The sequence below is a fragment of the Providencia sp. PROV189 genome (assembly GCF_028480065.1).
In the GTDB taxonomy this organism is placed as follows: Bacteria; Pseudomonadota; Gammaproteobacteria; order Enterobacterales; family Enterobacteriaceae; genus Providencia; species Providencia stuartii.
Genome location: NZ_JAMPOG010000016.1, coordinates 12,055 through 36,968, shown reverse-complemented (window position 1 = coordinate 36,968; position 24,914 = coordinate 12,055). Strand labels below are relative to the sequence as shown.

The 24,914-nt window shown below is 43.1% G+C and carries 22 protein-coding genes; 20 read left to right on the top strand and 2 right to left on the bottom strand.

Going from position 1 to position 24,914, the window contains the following annotated elements:
- Positions 1–135: 135 nt before the first annotated feature.
- Entirely contained in the window at positions 136–933 is a 798-nt protein-coding gene (gene map, locus PR833_RS11505) for a type I methionyl aminopeptidase (RefSeq protein ID WP_004916796.1), read from the bottom strand.
- 677 nt (positions 934–1,610) lie between these two features.
- On the opposite strand from map, the gene rpsB reads away from it, so the two are divergent.
- The 19 genes from rpsB (at position 1,611) to tilS (ending at position 23,609) form a co-directional block, all read left to right on the top strand.
- Positions 1,611–2,336, top strand: a complete 726-nt coding sequence (gene rpsB / locus PR833_RS11500) for a 30S ribosomal protein S2 (RefSeq protein WP_004916790.1) — start codon at positions 1,611–1,613, stop codon at positions 2,334–2,336.
- Between the two features lie 143 nt (positions 2,337–2,479).
- Entirely contained in the window at positions 2,480–3,331 is an 852-nt protein-coding gene (gene tsf, locus PR833_RS11495; protein ID WP_004916787.1) for a translation elongation factor Ts, read from the top strand.
- A gap of 153 nt (positions 3,332–3,484) precedes the next feature.
- On the top strand, positions 3,485–4,213 hold the full coding sequence (pyrH, locus tag PR833_RS11490; protein WP_004916784.1) for a UMP kinase: 729 nt from the start codon (positions 3,485–3,487) through the stop codon (positions 4,211–4,213).
- A gap of 108 nt (positions 4,214–4,321) precedes the next feature.
- Positions 4,322–4,879 carry a ribosome recycling factor gene (frr, locus tag PR833_RS11485; RefSeq protein ID WP_004916781.1) on the top strand — a complete coding sequence of 186 codons (558 nt, stop codon included), beginning with the start codon at positions 4,322–4,324 and terminating at the stop codon, positions 4,877–4,879.
- 134 nt (positions 4,880–5,013) lie between these two features.
- Positions 5,014–6,213 carry a 1-deoxy-D-xylulose-5-phosphate reductoisomerase gene (ispC, locus tag PR833_RS11480; protein ID WP_036943421.1) on the top strand — a complete coding sequence of 400 codons (1,200 nt, stop codon included), beginning with the start codon at positions 5,014–5,016 and terminating at the stop codon, positions 6,211–6,213.
- Positions 6,214–6,393: 180 nt separating this feature from the next.
- Complete coding sequence (uppS, locus tag PR833_RS11475) at positions 6,394–7,146, top strand: polyprenyl diphosphate synthase (protein WP_004916773.1); 753 nt, start codon at positions 6,394–6,396, stop codon at positions 7,144–7,146.
- Positions 7,147–7,158: 12 nt separating this feature from the next.
- Complete coding sequence (gene cdsA, locus PR833_RS11470; RefSeq protein WP_272526127.1) at positions 7,159–8,022, top strand: phosphatidate cytidylyltransferase; 864 nt, start codon at positions 7,159–7,161, stop codon at positions 8,020–8,022.
- An 8-nt stretch (positions 8,023–8,030) separates the two neighbouring features.
- Positions 8,031–9,383 carry a sigma E protease regulator RseP gene (rseP, locus tag PR833_RS11465; protein ID WP_014657684.1) on the top strand — a complete coding sequence of 451 codons (1,353 nt, stop codon included), beginning with the start codon at positions 8,031–8,033 and terminating at the stop codon, positions 9,381–9,383.
- 40 nt (positions 9,384–9,423) lie between these two features.
- The gene (gene bamA / locus PR833_RS11460; protein WP_004916767.1) at positions 9,424–11,838 is read left to right on the top strand and encodes an outer membrane protein assembly factor BamA; all 2,415 of its coding nucleotides are present in this window, start codon (positions 9,424–9,426) and stop codon (positions 11,836–11,838) included.
- Between the two features lie 90 nt (positions 11,839–11,928).
- Complete coding sequence (gene skp / locus PR833_RS11455) at positions 11,929–12,423, top strand: molecular chaperone Skp (RefSeq protein WP_004916764.1); 495 nt, start codon at positions 11,929–11,931, stop codon at positions 12,421–12,423.
- 3 nt (positions 12,424–12,426) lie between these two features.
- Positions 12,427–13,464: a UDP-3-O-(3-hydroxymyristoyl)glucosamine N-acyltransferase gene (lpxD, locus tag PR833_RS11450; RefSeq protein WP_014657685.1), complete on the top strand. Its 1,038-nt coding sequence runs from the start codon at positions 12,427–12,429 to the stop codon at positions 13,462–13,464.
- 130 nt (positions 13,465–13,594) lie between these two features.
- On the top strand, positions 13,595–14,047 hold the full coding sequence (gene fabZ / locus PR833_RS11445; RefSeq protein WP_004916757.1) for a 3-hydroxyacyl-ACP dehydratase FabZ: 453 nt from the start codon (positions 13,595–13,597) through the stop codon (positions 14,045–14,047).
- A gap of 1 nt (position 14,048) precedes the next feature.
- The gene (lpxA, locus tag PR833_RS11440; RefSeq protein ID WP_004916754.1) at positions 14,049–14,846 is read left to right on the top strand and encodes an acyl-ACP--UDP-N-acetylglucosamine O-acyltransferase; all 798 of its coding nucleotides are present in this window, start codon (positions 14,049–14,051) and stop codon (positions 14,844–14,846) included.
- Positions 14,847–14,893: 47 nt separating this feature from the next.
- Positions 14,894–16,048, top strand: a complete 1,155-nt coding sequence (gene lpxB, locus PR833_RS11435) for a lipid-A-disaccharide synthase (RefSeq protein ID WP_154610381.1) — start codon at positions 14,894–14,896, stop codon at positions 16,046–16,048.
- Positions 16,048–16,641, top strand: a complete 594-nt coding sequence (gene rnhB / locus PR833_RS11430; RefSeq protein WP_014657686.1) for a ribonuclease HII — start codon at positions 16,048–16,050, stop codon at positions 16,639–16,641. The genes lpxB and rnhB overlap by 1 nt, the downstream gene beginning before the upstream one ends.
- 11 nt (positions 16,642–16,652) lie before the next feature.
- A complete protein-coding gene (dnaE, locus tag PR833_RS11425) occupies positions 16,653–20,135 on the top strand; it encodes a DNA polymerase III subunit alpha (protein ID WP_040132401.1) in 3,483 nt (1,160 codons plus the stop codon).
- A 12-nt stretch (positions 20,136–20,147) separates the two neighbouring features.
- On the top strand, positions 20,148–21,107 hold the full coding sequence (gene accA / locus PR833_RS11420) for an acetyl-CoA carboxylase carboxyl transferase subunit alpha (protein ID WP_004916741.1): 960 nt from the start codon (positions 20,148–20,150) through the stop codon (positions 21,105–21,107).
- Between the two features lie 245 nt (positions 21,108–21,352).
- Complete coding sequence (locus PR833_RS11415) at positions 21,353–22,237, top strand: DMT family transporter (protein WP_014657689.1); 885 nt, start codon at positions 21,353–21,355, stop codon at positions 22,235–22,237.
- A 19-nt stretch (positions 22,238–22,256) separates the two neighbouring features.
- Positions 22,257–23,609, top strand: a complete 1,353-nt coding sequence (gene tilS, locus PR833_RS11410; RefSeq protein WP_036943433.1) for a tRNA lysidine(34) synthetase TilS — start codon at positions 22,257–22,259, stop codon at positions 23,607–23,609.
- A gap of 71 nt (positions 23,610–23,680) precedes the next feature.
- Here the strand turns inward: tilS and rof are convergent, their stop codons facing one another.
- Positions 23,681–23,944, bottom strand: coding sequence for a Rho-binding antiterminator (rof, locus tag PR833_RS11405; protein WP_004916733.1), 264 nt, complete (start codon positions 23,942–23,944; stop codon positions 23,681–23,683).
- A 271-nt stretch (positions 23,945–24,215) separates the two neighbouring features.
- Here rof and nlpE point away from each other — a divergent pair, with 271 nt between their 5' ends.
- Positions 24,216–24,872: an envelope stress response activation lipoprotein NlpE gene (gene nlpE / locus PR833_RS11400; RefSeq protein WP_004916731.1), complete on the top strand. Its 657-nt coding sequence runs from the start codon at positions 24,216–24,218 to the stop codon at positions 24,870–24,872.
- Positions 24,873–24,914: the final 42 nt, after the last annotated feature.

The following is a 24,914-nucleotide window of genomic DNA, read 5'->3' as shown; positions in this document are numbered from 1 at the left end:
ATTTTCATGGATGAACAGCCGCAAATTAAATTATTTCGAGTAAAAAAAGAGAAGGGAAGCCTTAAGTATACGGCATGTTACGAAAGTTGTTTTCTCTAACAGGTAACATGCCACATAAGAGCCGCGTGCTAAAAATTAATCGTTAACCAGCACCGCTGAGATATATGGCTCTTCTTCTTTACGTAATGTCATGATTTCACACCCGTTGTCGGTGACAACTAGCGTATGCTCATATTGAGCCGACCAGCTTCTATCTTTGGTTTTTACGGTCCAACCATCATTCATAGTACGGATGCGGTAATCACCGACGTTGACCATCGGTTCGATAGTAAAAGCCATGCCTTTTTGTAATACAACACCGCTGTCATCGGCATCATAATGAAGGACTTGTGGCTCTTCATGGAAACCTTCACCGATACCATGACCACAATATTCACGAACAACAGAGAAGTCATGTTTCTCGACAAATTGTTGAATCGCTTTGCCCAAGGTGCGTAGGCGGATACCCGGTTTTACCATACGTAACGCTAAATAGAGGCTCTCTTGGGTAATATGGCACAGGCGTTCGCCTTGGATGGTTGGCTTACCAACAATGAACATTTTTGAGGTATCGCCATGAAAACCCTCTTTAATCACGGTAACATCGATATTCACAACGTCGCCGTCTTTTAGAATCTTATCATCACTAGGGATACCATGGCAGATAACATCATTGACTGAAATACAGACTGATTTAGGGAAGCCATGATAATTTAAGCAAGCAGGTATCGCTTGTTGTACATCGACAATGTGCTGATGACAAATGCGATCCAACTCCCCCGTGCTAACGCCCGGTTTTACATGGGGAGCAATAATTTCTAACACTTCGGCTGCTAAACGACCAGCAACGCGCATTTTCTGAATATCTTCTTCAGTTTTGATAATAATAGCCATGAATTCAGTCCATTTATGTCAGTAACGACTCTGTGACATAGTTTGTATGAAAAGGGTTTAATAGATGAGCGATAGCACCATCTATATCAACATGATGATGTTTATGGTATCAGCCACTGCATTTTCTGCCAACTAGGCATTGATGCTTCTTAGCCTTTAGAGTGAAATATCAGGCTGGAATGTACGCCATTAAATAAAAGGTATTAAGAGCAAATACACTTTTGGTCTGATATTATGGATAGTGAAACACGAGTATTTGTCGTTGAAGATTTTTTTATCAAATAATAAAAAGAAAAAACGCTATTCATACGCCGTGTATAAAACGCTCAATGATGCTTACCAAGGCGATTTTGCCTCGTTTTAATGAAGAGATTCAAGTTATTTGATGGCGTTTTTTCACCCCTAAAAAAACAACAAAAGTTGGCTTATTGATCCATTTTATGGTATAAAGCGCGCCGGCGATCCACATTATCTCTTCGAAAAAATCGTTTTGCTACCCTGTTAAAGCGTATTCGATTGGCATTATGGATTAGCGAAAACTAAACTCAATTGTGTATAACACACACGGGTCGACACATGCACCGGGGTGCTCTTATGCGTTTTAGCGCAGCTTTGGAGTCGGTGTTATGGGATCCGTGGAGGCATAACCCCAATTACTTAAAATACAGAGGTATTAAATGGCAACTGTTTCCATGCGCGATATGCTACAAGCGGGCGTACACTTTGGTCACCAGACTCGTTACTGGAACCCTAAAATGAAACCTTTCATTTTCGGCGCTCGTAACAAAGTACATATCATTAACTTGGAAAAAACCGTTCCAATGTTCAACGAAGCTCTGGCTGAGTTGACTAAAATTGCTTCTCGTAAAGGCAAGATTCTGTTTGTTGGTACTAAACGTGCAGCAAGCGAAGCCGTTCAAGAAGCTGCTAATAGCTGTGACCAGTATTTCGTTAACCACCGTTGGTTAGGTGGTATGCTGACTAACTGGAAAACTGTTCGTCAGTCAATCAAACGTCTGAAAGATCTGGAAGTTCAGTCACAAGACGGTACTTTCGACAAACTGACCAAAAAAGAAGCGCTGATGCGTTCTCGTGAACTTGGTAAGTTAGAAAACAGCTTAGGCGGTATCAAAGATATGGGCGGTTTACCTGACGCTCTGTTCGTTATCGATGCAGAACACGAACACATTGCTATCAAAGAAGCAAACAACCTGGGTATCCCAGTATTTGCTATCGTTGATACTAACTCTGATCCAGACGGTATCGACTTCGTTATCCCTGGTAACGACGACGCAATCCGTGCAATCAAATTGTATCTGAGCGCTGTAGCAACTTCCGTTCGTGAAGGTCGTTCTCAGGATCTGGCTGTTCAAGCAGAAGAAGGCTTAGTAGAAGCTGAATAATAAGGCCTGCTCTAATAAAGAGCCCTTATAAACCAGGTATTGCTATATGGTTAGAAGGGGGCCTATATGGCCCCTTTTATCTATCTGAATCAGAATGACCCTTGTAGGGAGCCCCCTACGAGGTATATCGAGGAATAAATCACATGTCTGGAATTACCGCTGCATTGGTAAAAGAACTGCGCGAACGTACTGGCGCAGGTATGATGGAATGTAAAAAAGCACTAGTTGAAGCTAATGGTGATATCGAATTAGCAATCGACAACATGCGTAAATCAGGTCAAGCTAAAGCTGCTAAGAAAGCAGGCCGTGTTGCTGCTGAAGGTGTTATCCTTGCAGAAGTTTTTGCTGATGGCAAAAGCGGTGCTCTGATCGAACTGAACTGTGAAACTGACTTCGTTGCTAAAGATGCTGGTTTCTTGGCATTTGGTAAAGAAGTTATGGCTTCTGTTATCGCTGATAGAAATACTGATATCGAAGCAGTTAAAGCGAAATTCGAAGATGCACGTACTGCTCTGGTCGCTAAAATCGGTGAAAACATCAACATTCGTCGCGTCGCAATCCTAGACGGTGCACAAGTAGGTAGCTACCTGCACGGTGCGCGTATCGGTGTTTTGGTTGCGGCTGAAGGCGCTGATGAAGAGCTGCTAAAACACATTGCAATGCACATTGCTGCAAGCAAGCCTGAATATGTTACTCCAGACGATGTACCAGCGGACGTTGTTGCTCACGAGCACCAAATCCAATTAGACATCGCTATGCAGTCAGGTAAACCACGCGAAATCGCAGAGAAAATGGTTACTGGCCGTATGAACAAATTTACTGGCGAAATCTCTCTGACTGGCCAGCCTTTCGTGATGGATCCAAGCAAATCTGTTGGTGATCTGCTGAAAGAGAAAAATGCGAAAGTCACTAACTTCATCCGTTTCGAAGTGGGTGAAGGTATTGAGAAAGTTGAAACTGACTTTGCAGCTGAAGTTGCTGCAATGAGCAAATAAGTCGTCAGTTTTACAAGGAGCCGCCGATTGGCGGCTCTGTTTTAATATACATTGTAGTAATACAACGAATTCAATAATTAAGGTACGTAGAATCCACCTTTAAGTATTCTGCGTGTGTTACCCCAATAAATTATCTGTGTAGGACAGAACACCATGGCAACCAATGCAAAACCCGTTTATCAGCGTATCCTGCTTAAGCTCAGTGGCGAAGCCTTACAAGGCGCAGAAGGTTTTGGAATCGATGCTAGCGTTTTAGATCGTATGGCTCAGGAAATCAAAGAACTTATAGAGCTGGGTGTACAGGTCGGTGTCGTTATTGGCGGTGGTAACCTGTTTCGTGGTGCTGGTTTGGCACAGGCGGGGATGAACCGTGTGGTCGGTGACCATATGGGAATGCTAGCCACTGTGATGAACGGGCTAGCGATGCGTGATGCATTGCATCGTGCTTACGTGAATGCAAGACTGATGTCTGCTATTCCTCTTAACGGCGTGTGTGATAACTATAGCTGGGCTGAAGCTATCAGTCTGTTACGCCATGGTCGTGTTGTGATTTTTTCTGCTGGAACAGGTAACCCATTCTTTACAACTGACTCTGCCGCGTGTTTACGTGGTATTGAGATTGAAGCGGATGTTGTATTGAAAGCAACAAAAGTTGATGGTGTTTATTCAGCGGATCCTGCAAAGAACCCAGATGCCGTACTTTATGAAACGCTGACTTATCAAGAGGTGCTTGAGCGTGAATTGAAAGTGATGGATTTGGCAGCGTTTACGTTAGCACGTGATCATAACTTGCCTATTCGTGTTTTCAATATGAATAAACCTGGCGCTCTACGTCGTGTTGTAATGGGTGAAAATGAAGGAACTCTGATTTCTCACAATTAATACTCAGAGACATCAACCGCGTTTAACTGTATTATCTAATATAAGTTCAGACAATTTAAGCGAGGCTGCATTGCGGCCTTTAATAACCAGTTCTTAAGGGTTGAAAACGTGATTAATGAAATCAAAAAAGATGCTCAAGACCGTATGGAAAAGAGTGTTGAAGCACTAAAAAACCAAATCAGTAAAGTTCGTACAGGCCGTGCGTCACCAAGCCTACTTGATGGCATCATGGTTGACTATTATGGCGCCGCAACGCCTTTGCGCCAACTTGCTAACGTAACTGTTGAAGATGCGCGTACTTTAGCGATTTCAGTCTTTGATCGCTCAATGTCTCCTGCGATTGAAAAAGCGATTATGGCGTCTGATTTAGGTTTAAACCCATCTTCTGCCGGTACTGTTATCCGTGTTCCACTTCCTCCACTGACAGAAGAGCGCCGTAAAGACCTGATCAAAGTTGTTAGAGCGGAAGCTGAGCAAGGTCGTGTTGCTGTTCGTAACATTCGTCGTGATGCGAACGATAAAATTAAAGCCCTGCTGAAAGATAAAGAGATCAGTGAAGACGAAGAACGTCGTTCACAAGATGACATCCAAAAACTGACTGATGGCTACATTAAGAAAGTTGATGAAGCATTAGCGCAGAAAGAAGCTGAATTGATGGAATTCTAATCTATCAAGTAGCGAATAAAGCCATCTAGAGGGAAATCTCTGATGGCTTTATTCATTCATATCTAATAAAAATCCTTTCTTCCCTTTCAAGCTGATATAATCTCAGTATTGAGTAAATACAGAGCATCCGCATAATGAAACGTCTTACTATTCTAGGATCAACAGGTTCAATTGGTAAAAGCACACTTTCTGTTGTCAGAAATAACCGTGATAAATTTCAAATTGTCGCTTTAGTTGCTGGTCGCAATGTGGCGGAATTAGCAAACCAATGCCTTGAATTTCAACCTCAATACGCCTCTATGGCTGATGAATCTTCTGCTCAAGCATTACGGGCAATTTTGTCTGAAAATAATTGCAAAACAGAAGTTTTATCAGGAACAGATGCTGCCATTCAACTTGCAGGCTTGGATGATGCGGACCAAGTGATGTCCGCTATTACTGGTGTTGCTGGACTACTTCCTACCTTAGCCGCAATTCGCAAGGGCAAACGAATTTTATTAGCGAATAAAGAATCGCTGATCACGAGCGGTCGTCTATTCTTTAATGCGATTCGTGAGCACGGTGCGACAGTCTTTCCTATCGATAGCGAACATAATGCGATTTTCCAAAGTTTACCTGAAAACATTCAACTCAACTTGGGTTTTGCCGATTTATCGGCCTCGGGAATTTCAAGCATTATTTTGACAGGTTCTGGTGGTCCTTTTAGGGATACTCCGTTGTCGCACCTAGATAATGTGACGCCGGACGAAGCATGCAACCATCCAAATTGGTCTATGGGGCGTAAGATTTCTGTTGATTCAGCGACGATGATGAATAAGGGGCTTGAATATATTGAGGCTTGTTATTTCTTTAATGCCAATCAACAACAAATGGAAGTGATTATTCACCCTCAATCCGTTATCCATTCTATGGTGCGTTATCGTGATGGTAGCGTGATAGCTCAGCTAGGTACGCCTGATATGTGCACCCCAATTTCATACAGCATGGCTTATCCGCAGCGTATTTCTTCTGGTGTCGAACCGTTAGATTTTACAAAATTGTCATCATTAACCTTTGTACAGCCAGATTATCAACGTTACCCTTGTTTAAAATTGGCTATCGATGCCTGCCATGCTGGGCAAGCAGCCACAACTATTCTAAATGGCGCTAATGAAATCGCTGTCGCTGCATTCTTGGACGGTAAAATACGCTTTACAGATATTGCAAAAATTAACCTAAGTACATTAGAAAAATTGCATTTATCTGAACCAGTTTCGATTGATGAGGTCTTAGACATCGACAATCAAGCTCGTCGAGAAGCTGCACAACTAATCAAACATACATTTTCAGTCTAGTATGTGATTTATTTAGTTGCTGATAAGTATAATAAGTCTTTAATATGTGACGCTTATAAGAACGAAAGATAATATCAGTATTTAGCGGAGAATTAAGGATGTGTCTTATCAGCAAACTCAACAATAGCGGTTATGATAATGCTGAATTCTCGACGCTATGCATACAAGGATTACTATTTAATGAACTCTAGTGGTGAAAATCTCTCTCATTCAGCCTTGCCAAAACATGTTGCGATTATCATGGATGGCAATGGGCGTTGGGCAAAGCAGAGAGGAAAACTAAGAATAACAGGGCACAAGGCTGGCGTTGAGTCTGTGCGTAATGCAGTACGTTTTGCAGTAAAAAACAAGATTAGCTCACTGACGCTGTATGCATTTAGTAGTGAAAACTGGAGAAGACCAGAAAAAGAAGTCAGTTCACTGATGGAGCTATTTGTTTTTGCGTTAGATAATGAAGTCAAGAATCTACATAAAAATAATGTAAAATTATTGGTTATTGGTGATATTAGTCGATTTAGTGAGCGTCTTCAAAAACGTATTCAAAAAGCAGAAAAATTAACTGCAAATAACACGGGCTTAAAACTCAATATTGCGGCGAATTATGGTGGTCGTTGGGATATTGCTAATAGTATGAAGCAAATCTTTGCGCGCGTACAAAGTGGGCAACTTTCTCTTGACGATATCAATGAAAATACCATTGACCATTATGTTTGTATGCATGATCAAGAAAATGTTGATTTGGTTATCAGAACTGGTGGAGAACACCGTATCAGTAACTTTTTATTATGGCAGGTTGCTTATGCGGAATTCTATTTCACCAATGTACTGTGGCCAGATTTTGATGAAATGGTGTTTCAGAATGCAATTGATGCTTTTAGTCAACGCGAGCGGCGTTATGGTGGAGCTGAGTCTGATGATGAGCTCGTTAAATAAAAGGGGTAAATTGTGCTGAAATATCGTTTAATGACAGCGATTGTATTAATACCGCTGGTTATTGCTGCGCTTTTTTTGCTTTCACCTGCCGCTTTTGGTTATGTGGTGATTGCCGTATGTGCCTTAGGGGCTTGGGAATGGGCGCAATTTGCAGGTTGGCACACACAAGCTAAGCGAATTGGTCTTGCGGTGGTTTTTGCCGTCATACTGCTAGCCATGCAGTTCTCTTTTGCTGATATCACAACGTTAAAGAATGAGCCGCTTATTTTATATGGTTTATGGGCCGGTCTTATTTGGTGGATAGTGGCAATTTTACTTGTGATTACTTTCCCAGCATCGGCAAAAGCATGGGGGCAATCGACGTTAGTACGTGTACTGTTTGGGCTGTTAACTATCATTCCTTTTTATTGCGGTATGATGGTGCTTCGAACCATTGGTTACCATAGTGACACCTTTTTTGGTGCTTGGTGGTTGCTATATGTTATGTTGCTGGTGTGGGGTGCTGATTCAGGTGCTTATGCCTTTGGTCGTACAATGGGGCGCCATAAGATGGCACCTAAGGTTTCCCCCGGTAAAACCTGGGAAGGCCTTGTTGGTGGGTTGATCACCGCAGGTATTATTTCTTGGCTATTTAGTTCATTTGCGCCAATCCCAGTAATGCCTGATTATTTGCTGGTTACATCAATTATTGTTGTTGTAGTATCTGTGTTCGGTGATTTGACGGAAAGTATGTTTAAACGCCGGTCAGGAATTAAAGACAGTAGCCATTTAATTCCTGGTCACGGTGGAATTCTTGATCGAATTGACAGTCTAACAGCGGCAATACCTGTATTTGCAGGGTTAAATTTGTTAGTTTTTAACGGGTTCGGTCTCTAGGATAAGACATGGGATTTTTTTGGAGTCTAGCGGCATTTATCATCGCCATTGGGGTGTTAATTACCGTACATGAATTTGGTCACTTTTGGGTTGCACGTCGCTGCGGTGTTTATGTAGAACGTTTTTCTATCGGCTTTGGGAAAACGTTATGGCGCAAGGTGGATCGACAAGGAACCGAATTTGTTATTGCCCTGATCCCGCTAGGCGGTTATGTCAAAATGCTTGATGAGCGCGTCGGCGATGTGTCACCTGAACGCCGTCATTTAGCGTTTAACAATAAAACGGTTGGTCAGAGAGCCGCCATCATTAGTGCTGGCCCAATTGCGAACTTTTTACTTGCAATTGTTGTCTACTGGGTGGTGTTCATGATGGGGATTCCATCAGTACGCCCTGTGATTGAAGATGTGAAACCTGGCTCCGTTGCCGCTAGTGCAAATATTTTGCCGGGAATGGAACTAAAATCGATTGATGGTATCGAAACGCCTGACTGGAATTCAATTCGATTAGCCTTAGTTGGCAAAATTGGCGACAGTGAACTCACTGTGTCCGTATTGCCTCAAGGGTTTAGTGAACCAGTGACTAAAACGATAGATTTAACCGCATGGCAATTTGATCCTGAAAAGCAAGATCCCGTTCTTTCCATGGGAATTATGCCGGTTTCCGCTAGAATTGATCCTGTGATATCGAAAGTTTCACCGGGTTTAGCTGGTGAGCGAGCAGGTTTGCAACCCGGAGATAGAATTGTTAGCGTAAATGGCGAAACATTAGATTTGTGGAATCCGGTAACTCGGTTGATTCGTAATAGTCCGAATCAACCGTTGAAGTTAGCTGTTGAAAGAAATAATCAGATCATCTCACTCACATTGACGCCTGATAGTCAAAATGGAAAGGGTGGCGAGCAAATTGGATTTGCGGGAGTTGAACTTTCAGTGTTACCGTTAGCAGATGAATATAGAATGGTACAGCAATATGGGCCATTTTCTGCCATCTATCAAGCTAGCGATAAAACGTGGCAGTTGATGAAACTGACCGTGAATATGATGGGCAAACTCGTTGTTGGGGATGTCAAACTTAACAACTTGAGTGGACCGATATCTATTGCGAAAGGTGCAGGGGTATCGGCAGAGTCAGGCTTGGTATATTATTTGATGTTCATTGCGCTGATAAGCGTAAACTTGGGCATTATCAATTTGTTTCCATTGCCTGTATTAGATGGGGGGCACTTGCTCTTCCTGTTAATTGAGAAAATTAAAGGAAGTCCAGTGTCTGAGCGAGTACAAGACTTTAGTTATCGGATAGGTGCAATGGCATTGATTCTGTTAATGGGACTTGCACTTTTTAATGATTTCTCTCGCTTCTAACAAGTAAGCTGGGGACCAGTAAGGAATACGCATAACAACGATGGCGATGAAAAAGTTGCTCATAGCGTCGCTGCTATTTGGCAGCGCGACTGCATACGGTTCAGACGGATTCGTAGTTAAGGACATTCGTTTCGAAGGTCTACAACGCGTCGCCGTTGGTGCAGCATTATTGAACATGCCTGTCAGGGTAGGTGACTCGATTGATAACGAAGATATTAGCCGTTCAATTCGATCTCTATTCTCTACTGGCAACTTCGAAGATGTTAGGGTCCTGCGTGATGGAAACACGCTGATCGTTCAAGTTAAAGAGCGACCAACCATCGCGAGTATCACTTTTACAGGCAATAAATCTGTTAAAGATGATATGCTCAAACAAAACTTGGAAGCATCAAACATTCGTGTTGGTGAGGCTTTGGACCGCACGAAAATAGCGAATATCGAGAAAGGTCTGGAAGACTTTTACTATAGTGTTGGTAAATACAATGCGACAGTAAAAGCAGTGGCTACGCCACTGCCTCGTAACCGTGTAGATTTAAAATTTGTGTTCTCTGAGGGCGTGTCTGCAAAAATTCAGCAGATTAACGTCGTAGGAAACAAAAATTACACGACGGCTGAATTGGTTAATAAATTCCAATTGCGTGATGATGTGCCATGGTGGAACCTAGCGGCAGACCAAAAATATCAAAAACAAAAACTGGCTGGTGATTTAGAAACTCTTCGTAGCTTCTATCTTGACCGTGGCTATGCGCGTTTCAATATTGATTCCACTCAAGTCAGTTTGACGCCAGACAAAAAAGATATCTACATTACAATTAATGTCACTGAAGGCGATCAATATAAGATCTCTGGTGTGGAAATTAATGGTAATACCGCAGATCATCTGACTGAAATTCAAGAACTCATTACGATCACCCCAGGCGAGCTGTATAACGGCACGCAGGTGACGAGTATGGAAAACAAAATCAAGGATCTTCTTGGTCGTTATGGTTATGCCTATCCTCGTGTAATGACACAACCTGAAATTAATGATGAAGATAAAACGGTCAAACTGCATGTCAATATCGATGCAGGTAACCGCTTCTATGTTCGTCAAATCCGTTTCCAAGGTAATGACACAAGTAAAGACTCCGTCCTCCGTCGTGAAATGCGCCAGATGGAAGGGGCTTGGCTTGGTAATGATTTAGTCGAATTAGGCAAAGAGCGTCTTAACCGTACGGGTTTCTTTGAAACTGTTGATGTCGAAACGCAACGGGTACCGGGTAGCCCAGACCAAGTCGATGTGGTCTACAAAGTTAAAGAGCGTAATACAGGCTCCATGAACTTTGGTGTCGGTTTCGGTACTGAAAGTGGCGTGAGTTTCCAAGTCGGTGTAAGTCAAGACAACTGGTTAGGAACCGGTAATGCGGTTGGGATCAACGCAAGTAAAAACGATTACTCAACCAACGTTGAAATGTCGTTTACGGATCCTTACTTCACCGTTAATGGTGTGAGCTTAGGCGGGCGTGTTTTCTATAATGATTTCCGTGCGAAAGATGCTGACTTGTCTGGCTATACCAATAAAACCTATGGTTTAGATACGTTCTTAAGCTTCCCATTCAACGAGAATAACTCATTCCGTGTTGGTGCAGGTTACGTTCATAACTCATTGTCTGATATGCGTCCGCAAGCAGCAATGTGGGATTACCTCTATTCTATGGGCGATAAGCCTCCAATTAATGATGATGGTCGCAATAAAGAGAAATTTAATGCGGATGACTTCACCGTTAACTTAGGTTGGACTTATAATTCCTTGAACCGTGGTTTCTTCCCGACATCGGGTAATAAAACCAGTGTTTCAGGTAAAATCACCGTTCCAGGCTCTGATAACGAGTACTACAAACTGCGTTTTGATACAGCACAGTACTACCCAATCAATGAAGATGAGACTTGGGTTATCTTAGGTCGTGCACAAGCAGGTTACGGGGATGGTCTTGGCAGCAAGCAAATGCCATTCTATGAAAACTTCTATGCTGGTGGTTCAAGTACGCTGCGTGGTTTCCGTTCTAACAATATCGGTCCAAAAGCGGTTTATCTGAAAAATGTTAATGGTAAAGGTGAGCCTGAACCGGGTAGCCCATCAAGCGATGCGGTAGGTGGTAATGCGATGTATGCGGCGTCCTTTGAGCTGATTACACCAACACCATTTATCGATGAGAAATACTCAAATACAGTTCGTACATCGTTATTTGTTGATGCGGGTACAGTATGGGATACCAACTGGAACAGTATCAATGCAGATTGGCGTAAAGGCATGCCAGATTATGGTAAAGCAACAAACGTCCGTGTTTCTACGGGGGTTGCTCTACAGTGGATGTCACCGCTTGGGCCTCTGGTCTTCTCCTATGCGCAACCTATTAAGGATTACGAAGGGGATAAATCAGAACAGTTCCAATTTAATATTGGTAGAACGTGGTAATCTAGAACGTCTCTATCTAAGGAAAGCCCTTGCATATATTGTGAGGGTGACCAAAATTTCCAGCCATAAATATGGGTTAAGGAGTTTCGTGTGAAAAAATTGTTGTGTGCGGCGGGTGTCACTCTGGCTTTGGCGATGTCAGCAGGTGCTTATGCAGATAAAATTGCAGTCGTGAACGTTGGCGAAATTTTCCAAAAAATGCCAGCGCGCGAAGCTGTAGCTAAACAGCTTGAAAGTGAATTCAAAAGCCGTGCGACAGAGTTGCAAAATTTAGAAAAAGACCTTCAATCACGCGTAGAAAAATTACGTCGTGATGGTGCAACAATGAAGCAAAGCGAACGTGAAAAACAAGAAAAAGAGCTGATGGCTAAACGTGATCAGTTCGCAGAAAAAGCGCAAAAATTTGAAGAAGACAACCGTCGTCGTCAAATGGAAGAGCGTAACAAAATCCTAAGTCGTATTCAGGATTCTATTAAATCTGTTGCAGCCAAAGAAGGTTATGATGTGGTTATCGATGCAAATGCTGTTGCATATGCCAAAGATAGCGTAGACATCACGAGTAAGGTTCAAAAACAGGTTAAATAATAGATGTCCTCAATTCGATTGGCTGACCTCGCTCAGCAGTTGAATGCACAGTTACACGGTGATGGCGATATCGTCATCACCGGTATTGCACCGATGTATTCAGCAAATAATCAGCAAATTACATTCCTATCAGATAGTCGCTACAGCGACAAACTCGCTGAGTGTCAGGCTGCCGCTGTGGTATTAACAGCGAAAGATCTTGATGCTTGTAAAGTGGCGGCGCTGGTAGTCGATAACCCTTATCTTGCCTATGCTCGCATGGCACAAATCATGGATACAACGCCAAGCCCAGCAGAGAATATCCATTCGTCAGCCGTTATCGATAAAGGGGCGAAGTTAGGAAACAACGTGGCGATTGGGGCGAATGCCGTGATTGAAAGCGGCGTTGTGTTAGGCGATAACGTTGTTATTGGCGCAGGTTGTTTTGTTGGTAAAAATACTCGTATCGGGGCTGGTACGCGTTTATGGGCGAATGTTAGCGTTTACCATAATGTTGAAATTGGTGAACACTGCTTGATCCAATCAGGAGCTGTTATCGGTTCTGATGGTTTTGGCTACGCGAATGATCGTGGCAATTGGGTCAAAATTCCTCAGCTAGGCACAGTTATTATTGGCGATCGCGTAGAAATTGGCGCTTGTACAACAATTGATCGTGGTGCGCTAGATAATACAGTTATTGGTAATGGTGTTATTATTGATAACCAATGTCAGATAGCACACAACGTAACCATCGGTGATAATACCGCCGTAGCAGGTGGCGTTATCATGGCGGGTAGCTTGAAAATTGGTCGCTACTGCATGATTGGTGGTGCGAGTGTTATTAACGGTCACATGGAAATTTGCGATAAGGTGACTGTCACAGGGATGGGAATGGTTATGAGACCAATCACTGAACCTGGTGTATACTCTTCTGGTATTCCTTTACAGCCTAATAAAGTTTGGCGTAAAACAGCAGCTTTGGTTTTGAATATCAATGAGATGAATAAGCGCTTAAAAGCTGTTGAGCGTGAATTAGATAGTCAAACTCAAAAAAATCAGTAATCATTTCGTAATTCAGGTTAAAATAATCGACTGAGTTACGTTTTTCCGGCCTGCCAGTTAACCTAACTTTATGGTTAAAGCAGGCCGATTCGTTAATTAAATTGTATTAATAGACAGGAAGAGTATTTCGATGAGTGATAATCATACTCTGAATATTGAAGAGATTTTAGAATTACTTCCACACCGTTACCCATTCCTTTTGGTTGACCGTGTACTGGATTTTGAAAAAGGAAAATCTCTGCGCGCAGTAAAAAATGTGTCATTCAATGAACCCTTTTTCCAAGGCCACTTTCCGGGCAAACCTATTTTTCCAGGTGTGTTGATCCTAGAAGCAATGGCTCAAGCAACAGGTATCCTAGCATTTAAGAGCGTTGGTAAACTAGAACCGGGTGAATTGTACTATTTTGCAGCGATTGATAATGCTCGTTTCAAGCGCCCAGTGTTACCGGGAGATCAGATGATCCTCGAAGTCGAGTTTATTAAAGAACGTCGCGGTGTTGCACGTTTTAAAGGTGTTGCAAAAGTTGATGGAGAAGTGGCCTGCGAAGCTGAAATGATGTGCGCCCGTCGCCGTGAGGTCTGATATGATTGATAAAACAGCCTGTATTCATCCCTCATCGATTGTCGAAGATGGAGCTATTATTGGTGCCAATGTTCGTATTGGCCCTTTTTGTTATATTGGTGCTAACGTTGAAATCGGCGAAGGCACTGAGCTCAAATCGCACATTGTTGTTAATGGCCACACCAAAATTGGCCGTGACAATGTGATCTTCCAGTTCGCATCGATTGGTGAAATCAACCAAGACCTGAAATACCAAGGTGAACCAACACGAGTCGAGATCGGTGACAGAAACCGTATAAGAGAAAGTGTCACTATCCATCGCGGAACGATCCAAGGCGGTAGTTTAACCAAAGTGGGTGACGATAACCTATTTATGGTGAATGTGCATATTGCCCACGATTGTATTATTGGTAACCGCTGCATCATTGCAAACAACGGTACACTGGGTGGTCATGTTATTTTAGGTGACTTCGCAATTATTGGCGGAATGACTGCCGTTCATCAATTTTGCCAAATTGGTGCTCATGTTATGGTTGGCGGTTGTTCAGGTGTGGCGCAAGATGTTCCACCTTACGTCATTGCGCAAGGTAACCATGCAACGCCTTATGGCCTGAATATTGAAGGCTTGAAGCGTCGCGGTTTTGATAAAGAGTCTCTACATGCGATTCGTAATGCTTACAAAGTCCTTTATCGTTCAGGTAAATCACTAGAGGAAGCACGTAGCGAAATCGCTCAACTTGCACAAGCTAACCCGCATGTGAAAGTGTTCAGCGAGTTCCTTGAGAACTCCGCAGAGTCTAATCGTGGTATTATTCGTTAGTCGGTAGTTAAGATAACGAAGTCAGGGCCTTTATTAAGGAGATCATTTTGGCGAATCATCACCGCCCACTTACTATTGGCCTTGTTGCTGGGGAAACATCCGGCGATATACTCGGCGCAGGGCTTATCCGAGCACTCAAAGCACAAGTACCTGATGCACGTTTTGTAGGTGTCGCAGGGCCTTTAATGCAAGCAGAAGGCTGTGAAGCTTGGTATGAGATGGAAGAGTTAGCGGTAATGGGGATTGTTGAGGTGCTTGGCAGGCTTCTTCGGTTACTCGCTATTCGCAAAGATCTTACCGAACGCTTTACACAATTACAGCCAGATATCTTTGTTGGTATTGATGCACCTGATTTTAATATCACCCTTGAAGGGAAGTTAAAATCAAAAGGCATTAAAACCATTCATTACGTCAGCCCTTCTGTGTGGGCATGGCGGCAGAAACGCGTCTTCAAAATTGGTCGAGCAACAAATTTAGTGCTTGCCTTTTTGCCGTTTGAAAAAGCCTTCTATGATCGTTTTAATGTTCCGTGTCGCTTTATTGGGCACACAATGGCAGATGCTATCCCGCTTCATGTCGATAAAACAGCGGCAAGGCAACGCATTGGTATACCTGAAGAAGGGAAGTGTTTAGCCCTCTTACCGGGCAGCCGTCACTCAGAAGTTGAAATGCTAAGTGCTGATTTTTTGAAAACAGCGAAAATTTTACAACAGCATTTTACGGATCTTCACATTGTCGTGCCTTTGGTCAACCAAAAACGGCGTGAACAGTTTGAAGCGATCCGTCAACAAGTCGCTCCAGAGCTAGCTGTTCATATGTTAGATGGCCAAGGCAGAGATGCGATGATCGCGGCGGATGCGACGTTGCTCGCATCGGGAACGGCGGCTCTTGAATGTATGCTAGCGAAATGTCCAATGGTAGTGGGTTATCGTATGAAACCATTTACTTTTTGGTTGGCAAAACGTTTAGTAAAGACACCCTATGTTTCATTGCCTAATTTGTTAGCTGAAAAAGAGATAGTCAAAGAGTTACTACAGGAAGAGTGCCAACCTGAAAAGTTAGCTCAGCAGCTAATTCCCTTACTGGAAGGCGGCGAACAGGTAGAACAATTAAAAGCAACATTTTTACAGCTCCATCAATTGATCCGCTGTGATGCAGATAAACAAGCGGCTGAAGCTGTATTGGATTTGGTTCGAAATTAATGGATTTTATATACCCAAATGCCAACTTAATTGCTGGCGTAGATGAAGTTGGGCGCGGCCCCCTTGTTGGTGCGGTGGTGACCGCCGCTGTAATATTGGATCCTAAAAATCCAATCATTGGCTTGACTGACTCAAAAAAACTCACCGAGAAAAAACGCGAAAAACTCTTTGTTGAGATCCAAGAAAAAGCCTTGTGCTGGTGTATTGGGCGAGCTGAACCTGAAGAAATTGATGAAATCAATATCCTGCATGCCACCATGCTTGCGATGCAACGTGCTGTTGCTGGTTTAAGCATAACACCTGATTTTGTTTTAGTGGATGGTAACCGTTGCCCAACCTTATCAATGCCTTCACAAGCGGTGATTAAAGGTGATAGTTTAGTGCAGGAAATAAGCGCGGCATCAATTTTAGCCAAAGTGGTTAGAGACCGAGAAATGGTTGAGCTAGATAAAGCTTATCCAGAATATGGTTTTGCAAAACATAAGGGCTATCCGACGGCTTATCATTTAGAAAAACTGGCACAGTTTGGCGCAACAAAATTTCATCGCAAGAGTTTTGCTCCTGTGCGCCGTGCATTAGAAGCGAAAGATTGAGTATAAATTAGATGGCTGAACCTCGTTTTATTCACTTACGCGTTCACAGCGACTATTCAATGATTGATGGTCTGGCAAAAACCGGTCCATTAGTTAAAAAAGTGGCAGCAATGGGCATGCCAGCATTTGCGATCACTGATTTCACTAACTTATGTGGTTTGGTGAAGTTCTATGGGGCAGCGCACGGTGCTGGTATTAAACCTATTATTGGTGCTGACTTTTTTGTTGAAAGCGAGCAATTGGGGGATGAGATTGCTCACTTAACCGTACTAGCTCGTAATAACGAAGGCTACCAAAACCTGACACTGTTGATCTCAGAAGCCTATCAAAAAGGCTATGGGGCGATAGGGCCAACGATCCATCGCGATTGGCTTGTTAAGCATAAAGAAGGTTTGATACTGCTTTCAGGTGGCCGCCAAGGGGATGTAGGGCAATTTTTATTGCGCGGTAATCAAGCTCTCGTTGATGAATGCTTGGCATTTTACGAAACCCACTTTCCCGGTTGCTACTATTTAGAACTCATTCGTACAGGAAGGCCTGACGAAGAGAGTTATTTACATGCGGCGGTAGAGCTTGCAACGCAGCGTGGTTTACCTGTTGTTGCGACTAATGATGTACGTTTTATTGAAAGTAGCGACTTTGATGCGCATGAAATACGTGTCGCTATCCATGATGGTTTTACTTTATCTGATCCTAAAAGGCCTAAAAAATATAGCCCTCAGCAATATTTACGATCTGAAGAAGAGATGTGTGAGCTGTTTGCCGACATCCCTGAAGCACTTGAAAATAGTGTAGAGATTGCTAAGCGTTGTAACGTAACCATTCGTCTTGGTGAGTACTTCCTTCCCCAATTCCCAACAGGGGATATGAAAACGGAAGACTTTTTGGTTATGCGGTCAAAAGAGGGATTAGAGGAGCGCCTGAAGTTCCTTTTTCCTGATGAGAAAGTGAGAGCCGAAAGACGTCCTGAATATGATGAACGGCTAGAAGTCGAGCTAAACGTTATTAACCAAATGGGGTTCCCTGGTTATTTCTTGATCGTGATGGAGTTTATTCAATGGTCAAAAGATAACGGTGTACCAGTAGGGCCTGGTCGTGGCTCCGGTGCAGGCTCTTTGGTTGCCTACGCTCTAAAAATTACGGACTTAGATCCGTTAGAGTTCGATCTCCTTTTTGAACGTTTCTTAAACCCTGAACGGGTTTCTATGCCTGACTTTGACGTTGACTTCTGTATGGAAAAACGCGATCAAGTGATTGATCACGTTGCTCAAATGTATGGACGAGATGCGGTTTCACAGATCATCACGTTCGGTACGATGGCGGCGAAGGCGGTTATCCGCGACGTAGGCCGTGTATTAGGCCACCCATACGGTTTTGTCGATCGGATCTCGAAACTGGTTCCCCCTGATCCGGGAATGACATTAGAGAAAGCATTTGAGGCCGAGCCGCAACTGCCTGAAATTTACGAAGCCGATGAAGAGGTGAAAGCGCTCATCGATATGGCGCGTAAACTTGAAGGGGTCACACGTAACGCCGGGAAACATGCTGGGGGCGTGGTTATTGCGCCTACCAAAATTACCGATTTTGCCCCTCTGTATTGCGATGCGGAAGGGAATAACCCAGTCACCCAATTTGATAAAAACGACGTTGAATATGCGGGATTGGTGAAGTTCGACTTTTTGGGATTACGTACGCTCACGATCATTAACTGGGCGTTAGAGATGATCAACGCAAGGCGGGCTAAGAAAAACCTTGAGCCAGTGGATATTGCGGCAATACCATTGGATGATCAAAAAAGTTTCGACATGTTGCAGCGTTCAGAAACAACGGCGGTATTCCAGCTTGAATCCCGAGGGATGAAGGATTTGATCAAGCGCCTGCGTCCTGACTGCTTTGAAGATATGATTGCATTGGTGGCACTGTTTCGCCCTGGTCCATTGCAATCAGGGATGGTGGATAACTTTATCGACCGTAAGCATGGGCGTGAAGAGATTTCATACCCTGATGTGCAGTGGCAACATGAATCATTAAAACCTGTTCTAGAGCCGACGTATGGCATTATCTTATACCAGGAACAGGTGATGCAGATTGCACAGGTACTCGCTGGTTATACTCTCGGCGGCGCGGATATGTTACGTCGTGCGATGGGGAAAAAGAAACCGGAGGAGATGGCAAAACAGCGTTCCGTCTTTGAGGAAGGAGCCATCAAAAACGGTATCGATGGTGAGCTATCGATGAAAATCTTTGACTTGGTAGAAAAATTTGCCGGTTACGGATTTAACAAATCTCACTCCGCCGCTTATGCGCTCGTTTCATACCAGACATTATGGCTTAAAGCGCATTATCCGGCTGAATTTATGGCGGCTGTTATGACCGCGGATATGGATAACACCGAGAAAGTCGTCGGCCTCGTCGATGAATGTTGGCGAATGGGGTTAAAAGTATTACCTCCTGATATTAATAGTGGGCTATATCATTTTCACGTTAACGATGAAGGTGAAATTGTTTACGGTATCGGTGCGATTAAAGGTGTCGGTGAAGGCCCAATTGAGGCGATTATAGAAGCTCGCCAAAAAGGTGGCATCTTTAAGGAAATTTTTGATCTTTGTGCGCGTGTTGATCTTAAAAAAATTAACCGTCGCGTCATGGAAAAACTGATCATGGCGGGGGCGTTCGATCATTTAGGGCCTCACCGCGCAGCCTTAATGTCTTCACTGGAAGATGCGCTGAAAGCGGCGGATCAGCACGCCAAAGCAGAGGCTATAGGGCAAACTGATATGTTTGGTGTGCTTGCAGAAGCCCCTGAACAAGTGGAAAGCTCATACGCGAGCGTACCAAAATGGCCAGATCAAGTTGTTTTGGACGGTGAAAGGGAAACGCTGGGTCTTTATTTGACAGGGCACCCGATAACGCGTTATTTAAATGAAATAGAGCGTTATACTAATGGTCTGAGATTGAAAGATGTGAACCCTACCCCTCGTGGTCAGGTGACAACTGTGGTAGGTTTAGTACTTTCAGCCAAAGTTATTACTACCAAGCGTGGCAATCGAATTGGTATTTGTACGCTTGATGATCGTTCCGGTCGTCTGGATATTATGTTATTTTCAGATGCACTAGATAAATACCAGCACTTGCTGGAAAAAGACAGTATCCTGATTGCCACCGGTCAGGTCAGCTTTGATGATTTCAACGGTGGTAATAAAATGACAGTGCGGGAGTTAATGGATATTAGTGAAGCAAGGGAAAAATATGCGCGAGGACTTGCAATTTCACTGTCAGACAAACAAATTAATGATCAGTTACTGAACCGACTTCGCAGCACTCTTGAACCCCATCGTTCAGGAACGATTCCGGTTCATTTGTATTATCAGAAGGATGATGCCAGAGCAAAGCTTAAATTTGGTGTTGTTTGGCGCGTAACACCCGTTGATGACCTTCTGAATTCTCTGCGAACTCTGCTGGGTAATGAGCAGGTAGAATTAGAATTTGACTAAAATAGGAATATTATGAGTCTGGATTTTCTTGATTTTGAACAGCCAATTGCTGAATTGGAAGCGAAAATTGATTCGCTGACTGCAGTTAGCCGTCAAGACAACAATTTAGAAGTCAACCTAGATGACGAGGTTGCTCGTTTACGTGAAAAAAGTGTTGAACTGACGCGTAAGATTTTCTCTGATCTGGGTGCATGGCAAATTGCTAAACTTGCTCGTCATCCACGCCGTCCTTATACATTAGATTATATTTCTCGTATATTTACTGACTTCCAAGAACTCGCTGGTGATCGTGCTTATGCCGATGATAAAGCTATTGTTGGCGGTATTGCACGTTTGGACGGTCGTCCTGTTATGGTTATTGGCCATCAAAAAGGGCGTGAGACAAAAGAAAAAATTCGCCGTAACTTTGGTATGCCAGCACCAGAAGGCTATCGTAAGGCATTACGCTTGATGGAAATGGCCGATCGTTTCAACTTACCTATTATTACCTTTATTGATACTCCGGGGGCTTACCCAGGTGTTGGCGCGGAAGAGCGTGGTCAGTCGGAAGCCATTGCACGTAACTTGCGTGAAATGTCTCGCTTATCAGTGCCAGTTATCTGTACCGTTATTGGTGAAGGTGGGTCTGGTGGCGCATTGGCTATCGGCGTAGGTGATAAAGTGAATATGCTGCAATACAGCACCTATTCCGTTATCTCTCCAGAAGGTTGTGCATCTATTCTGTGGAAAAGCGCTGATAAAGCGCCATTAGCGGCAGAAGCAATGGGGATCACCGCATCTCGTCTTAAAGAGTTGAAACTTATTGATAATGTGGTCACTGAGCCGTTAGGTGGCGCACACCGCAGTTACGATGAAGTTGCGGCGTCTTTAAAAGCACGTATCGTCGAAGATTTAGACGAATTGCTTGAGCTAGATGAAGAAGCATTAAAAAATCGTCGCTACCAGCGTTTAATGGAATATGGCTATTGCTAATTAAGACCTATTAGCAAAGTAAAAACGGGAGTTTGGGATAGCCAGCTCCCGTTTTTTATTCGTGCATCACGCTCTTTGAGTCGTGAAATCTAGTCAAGGTGGTGATTAATTGGTAACTTTGATAGGGTAGTTAACCACATAAGCACTTTATTGTTTTTGCTAAAATAATGAATATAGGCAGCGACGGTCGTTCCAAAGTTGATGTCACTTTTCCGATTAAAAACTGACATAAATAAGAGATAAGAATGAGGCAATATAACTACTTAATTTACGCCTTGATGTGTGTATTAATATGGAGTTTTATCCCAATTGTTTCTCGTTTTGGGCAAAATGGTTTAGATAGCTTTCAATTTTTATTTTGGTCTAATCTTATTTCAGCGATGTCAGTAATACTGGTTGCACTGATCGCGGGTTATAAGCCAACCAAATTGTTTATTCTTCCTCGTGATATCCTCCTTAAAGTCTTTGTGCTTGGTTTTTTAGATTGCTTATTTTATTTGCTTCTTTATTACGGTTACGCCATTGAAAATGGTATTGCAGTATTAGTGATCCAGTATAGTTGGCCTTTAATCATTATCTTGCTGTCGGTCTTTTTATTAAAAGATAAGCTAGCTGGCAGGCAGATTGTGGGCGTGATTATCGGGTTTATTGCAGTGATTATCACTTTTACCAAAGGGCATATTACTCAACTACAGGTTGAGGATCCGGTGGCTCTGTTATTCGTATTTAGCGGTGCATTTTGTTTCGCACTGATGTCGGTGTTCTCACGGCAATATTCGATTGACCCTTATATTAGTACAGTTTGGTTATTTATCTTTTCAACGTTAACTTCATTGGTGTTACTACTGTCATTTAGTGAACTACAATTGCCTTCCAAAGCTGCATTTTGGCCGACGGTAATCAACGGGGTACTCATTAACGGTGTATCTTACATTTTATGGTTTAAGGCGATGAATACGGGACATTCTGCAAAAATTGCCTCCATCGTATTTTTATCCCCAGTATTATCCGTACTTTGGTTGGTGGTCATTTTAAGTGATCCGTTTGAAATCGCTTATATCATCGGTGTATTGCTAGTTATCGTTTCTGGTGTGTTATGTGTTGGTCAGAAGAGAAAGCAATCATATTAGCGTAAAGAAGGGCAGATTCATGGCGCTACAGCCGCAAGCAATTATAGAGCAGGTGCTCAACAAAATAGGTCATTTTCGAAAAATACTGGTGGGATTTAGCGGGGGCGTTGATTCAACCGTATTGCTGCATGCACTTTACCAAATCAAAAAATATCAGCTTCCTTCGTTAGAGATCCGGGCTATTCACATTCATCATGGGCTTAACGTTAGGGCCGACGATTGGGAAGCTCACTGCCAACACTTGTGTGAACAGTGGCATATTCCCTTTGTCTGCACGCATGTTACAGTTGATCCTTCAAGTCGTGGTATTGAAGCGGCTGCTCGTGAGGCGCGTTATCAGGCTTACCGAAACGAGTTGGCAGAGGGGGAAATCATAGCCACCGCTCAGCACCTTGATGACCAAGCAGAAACCTTTATGTTGGCATTAAAGCGTGGCAGTGGACCTGCTGGGCTTTCGTCAATGCCCGAATTGTCACCATTTTATGCAGAAAAAGGGGAAACGTGGTTACTACGTCCGTTATTAGCAATATCTCGCGGCGATCTGGAAAATTATGCACGTGAATATCCGTTAACGTGGGTCGAAGATGACAGTAATCAAGACGATCGTTATGATCGCAATTTCCTTCGGTTACATATTATGCCGACTTTAACTGAGCGTTGGCCTCATTTTGCCGCCGCAGTTTCGCGTAGTGCATCCTTATGTGCTGAACAGGAATCGCTGCTTGATGAGCTATTACAAGATGCGCTGGATGAAATGATGGATTATCGCGGTGGTCTATTTATTGATAACTTGCATGATTGCAGCCCAGCGAAACGTAACGCGCTACTTAGGCGTTGGGTTGGTCTACACCGCTTGCCAATGCCACCTTACCATCAACTACAACGCATTTGGCAAGAAGTGGCGCTAGCCCGTCAGGATGCTGAGCCGATTTGTCAGTTAGGCCATGTCGATATTCGTCGATACCAAGGCGCATTATGGATTGTACGTCGTATCAACCCGTTATTAGGGCAACAATTTTGCTGGGATTATCCCCAACCTTTTATTTTGCCTGAAGGATTAGGGCGACTTGAGGTTATTGCCGATGAAGGGCAAATTCGCCCGCCTCTGCCAACAGAAAAAGTGACCGTTCGTTTTGGCTTACAAGGCACATTGAACATTGTGGGTAGGACGCATTCAAGAAGTAGCAAAAAAATCTGGCAAGAGCTTGGTATCTCTCCTTGGATGCGAGAAAGAACCCCACTAGTTTATTATGATGAACAATTAATTACCGCCATTGGGTGCTTTATCACTCCTGAAGGCCTCGTTGCAGATGAGGAAATTGGGGTTGCCTTCCATTGGGATAAGTTCGATGAATATCAAATAGAGGTGTAAATAAAATAGAGAGCCCCTTATGACAGTGACCATTCATAAGGGGCGTAGAGGGGCTCAATGGAGTATGAGCTTTAGTGAGAGCAATCGACAACGATAGTGCCGATCTCAGGATGACTGAAGGTGTTGATATGATCCAAACGAAGCTCTTTTGTTCCATCTTGAGTCTCTAAGATTAGGTACTCAACTTTTTTACGCAAGAGCAAGTCGCTGGCCTTCCCCTCAATGATTTCGCCGCCATGAAGTTTAATTTCCAGTTTCAATTGGCGTTGGCACGCGATTTCAAGATATTCGTAATCATCACAATTGATAGGTTGATATTCAGTATCTGTAGACATATTCCCTCACCACTATGTTAGTGGCGGTTATTGCCGCCTTGACTATTTTTACCAAGCATCATGTGCTTCATAGGATAATAGCACAGTAATTTTAATAACAATAATCAGCAATAGATGAAAACGTAAATTCATGATTAACGTATGTGGTAAAAAATGAACTAATATCAGTAAAGTCCGAAATATAATAATCTCGCCATTTTTCTCTGCATAAAATGTTATGATTAGATATAGACTAAAAATATAAGAATTGAACTGTTAGGAGATAAAGGTAATGAAAAAGTCACTATTCTTAGCATTAATGGCGACCGGTGTGATGACATTAGTGGGTTGCCAAACAGCCGTTAAACAACCTAGCGTAACTTATATTGATAGAGCATATACAGGCATTTTACCGTGTGCGGATTGTTCTGGAATTGAGGCCACTCTACTGGTTAACCAAGATGGTACATACGTAGAGCAATTAGTATATTTAGGGTCTCGCGATGGTGACCAAACATTTTATGAAACGGGCACATGGGCAAAAGATGGCGATAAATTACGCATGACGAATGCAAATGGTGAGCGCGCGTACTTTGCACCATCGGCAGATGATAAATCAATGGTCTTGCTTGATCAGGAAGGCAACAAAATTCAATCACAACTGAATTATACGCTAACCCAAGTCGCACCAAGCAAAAAAACAGGTGAATACCGCTACTTTGCTGATGCAGCAACATTTACCGAATGTAAAACAGGCCGTACTTATACTGCAACAGGGATAGAGCTTGAGAAAGGTTATAGTGCAACAGGTGTGACAGGTGGAACGCCTGTTTATGCTGAAATTGAAGGTTACTATACGGTAAGGCCATCAATGGAAGACGGTAAATTTGATCCTGCGTTAGTGCAAACAGGTGATATTATGTTTGATAAATCGAGCGCATGTAAATAAATAGATTTAATCTATTATTAAAATAATAAATATCGGCTCAAT